Origin of the sequence: Pseudomonas duriflava (assembly GCF_007830155.1) — a bacterium.
GTDB classification, from domain to species: domain Bacteria; phylum Pseudomonadota; class Gammaproteobacteria; order Pseudomonadales; family Pseudomonadaceae; genus Chryseomonas; species Chryseomonas duriflava.
This window is the reverse complement of the sequence record NZ_VLKY01000052.1, coordinates 1-2,450: the sequence shown is the minus strand read 5'-3', so window position 1 is coordinate 2,450 and position 2,450 is coordinate 1. Positions and strand designations below refer to the sequence as shown.

Annotated in this window: 1 rRNA gene; it reads right to left on the bottom strand. The window is 52.4% G+C overall.

Going from position 1 to position 2,450, the window contains the following annotated elements:
* Nucleotides 1–3: 3 nt before the first annotated feature.
* Nucleotides 4–2,450: ribosomal RNA gene (locus tag IQ22_RS22960) — 23S ribosomal RNA — on the bottom strand; the annotation flags it as partial.

Genomic DNA, 2,450 nt, shown 5'->3' with positions numbered 1-2,450 from the left:
AGGAAGCTCAAGGCTCCAGTGAGATCTCATCTTGAGGCAAGTTTCCCGCTTAGATGCTTTCAGCGGTTATCTTTTCCGAACATAGCTACCCGGCAATGCCACTGGCGTGACAACCGGAACACCAGAGGTTCGTCCACTCCGGTCCTCTCGTACTAGGAGCAGCCCCTCTCAAATCTCAAACGTCCACGGCAGATAGGGACCGAACTGTCTCACGACGTTCTAAACCCAGCTCGCGTACCACTTTAAATGGCGAACAGCCATACCCTTGGGACCGGCTTCAGCCCCAGGATGTGATGAGCCGACATCGAGGTGCCAAACACCGCCGTCGATATGAACTCTTGGGCGGTATCAGCCTGTTATCCCCGGAGTACCTTTTATCCGTTGAGCGATGGCCCTTCCATACAGAACCACCGGATCACTAAGACCTACTTTCGTACCTGCTCGACGTGTCTGTCTCGCAGTCAAGCGCGCTTTTGCCTTTATACTCTACGACCGATTTCCGACCGGTCTGAGCGCACCTTCGTACTCCTCCGTTACTCTTTAGGAGGAGACCGCCCCAGTCAAACTGCCCACCATACACTGTCCTCGATCCGGATAACGGACCAGAGTTAGAACCTCAAGATTGCCAGGGTGGTATTTCAAGGTTGGCTCCATAGAGACTGGCGTCCCTACTTCAAAGCCTCCCACCTATCCTACACAAGCAAGCTCAAAGTCCAGTGCAAAGCTACAGTAAAGGTTCACGGGGTCTTTCCGTCTAGCCGCGGATACACTGCATCTTCACAGCGATTTCAATTTCACTGAGTCTCGGGTGGAGACAGCGCCGCCATCGTTACGCCATTCGTGCAGGTCGGAACTTACCCGACAAGGAATTTCGCTACCTTAGGACCGTTATAGTTACGGCCGCCGTTTACCGGGGCTTCGATCAAGAGCTTTGCTTGCGCTAACCCCATCAATTAACCTTCCGGCACCGGGCAGGCGTCACACCCTATACGTCCACTTTCGTGTTTGCAGAGTGCTGTGTTTTTAATAAACAGTCGCAGCGGCCTGGTATCTTCGACCGGCATAGGCTTACGGAGCAAGTCCTTCACCTTCACCGGCGCACCTTCTCCCGAAGTTACGGTGCCATTTTGCCTAGTTCCTTCACCCGAGTTCTCTCAAGCGCCTTGGTATTCTCTACCCGACCACCTGTGTCGGTTTGGGGTACGATTCCTGATTACCTGAAGCTTAGAGGCTTTTCCTGGAAGCATGGCATCAACCACTTCGTATCCAAAGGATACTCGTCATCAGCTCTCGGCCTTAACTGTCCGGATTTACCTAAACAGTCAGCCTACCGCCTTAAACTTGGACAACCAACGCCAAGCTGGCCTAGCCTTCTCCGTCCCCCCATCGCAGTAATCAGAAGTACAGGAATATTAACCTGTTTCCCATCGACTACGCCTTTCAGCCTCGCCTTAGGAGTCGACTCACCCTGCGTCGATTAACGTTGCGCAGGAACCCTTGGTCTTTCGGCGTGGGAGTTTTTCACTCCCATTGTCGTTACTCATGTCAGCATTCGCACTTCTGATACCTCCAGCAAGCTTCTCAACTCACCTTCACAGGCTTACAGAACGCTCCTCTACCGCTCAACTTGCGTTGAACCCGTAGCTTCGGTGTGTAGTTTGAGCCCCGTTACATCTTCCGCGCAGGCCGACTCGACTAGTGAGCTATTACGCTTTCTTTAAAGGGTGGCTGCTTCTAAGCCAACCTCCTAGCTGTCTAAGCCTTCCCACATCGTTTACCACTTAACTACAACTTTGGGACCTTAGCTGACGGTCTGGGTTGTTTCCCTTTTCACGACGGACGTTAGCACCCGCCGTGTGTCTCCCATGCTTGCACTTCTGGGTATTCGGAGTTTGCATCGGTTTGGTAAGTCGGGATGACCCCCTAGCCGAAACAGTGCTCTACCCCCCAGAGTGATACATGAGGCGCTACCTAAATAGCTTTCGAGGAGAACCAGCTATCTCCGAGCTTGATTAGCCTTTCACTCCGATCCACAAGTCATCCCCTGCCTTTTCAACGGAAGTGGGTTCGGTCCTCCAGTCAGTGTTACCTAACCTTCAACCTGCTCATGGATAGATCGCCCGGTTTCGGGTCTATACCCAGCGACTAAAACGCCCTATTAAGACTCGCTTTCGCTACGCCTACCCTATACGGTTAAGCTTGCCACTGAATATAAGTCGCTGACCCATTATACAAAAGGTACGCAGTCACCCAACAAAGTGGGCTCCCACTGCTTGTACGCATACGGTTTCAGGATCTATTTCACTCCCCTCTCCGGGGTTCTTTTCGCCTTTCCCTCACGGTACTGGTTCACTATCGGTCAGTCAGTAGTATTTAGCCTTGGAGGATGGTCCCCCCATATTCAGACAACGTTTCACGTGCGCCGTCCTACTCGATTTCACTCAAAAGAC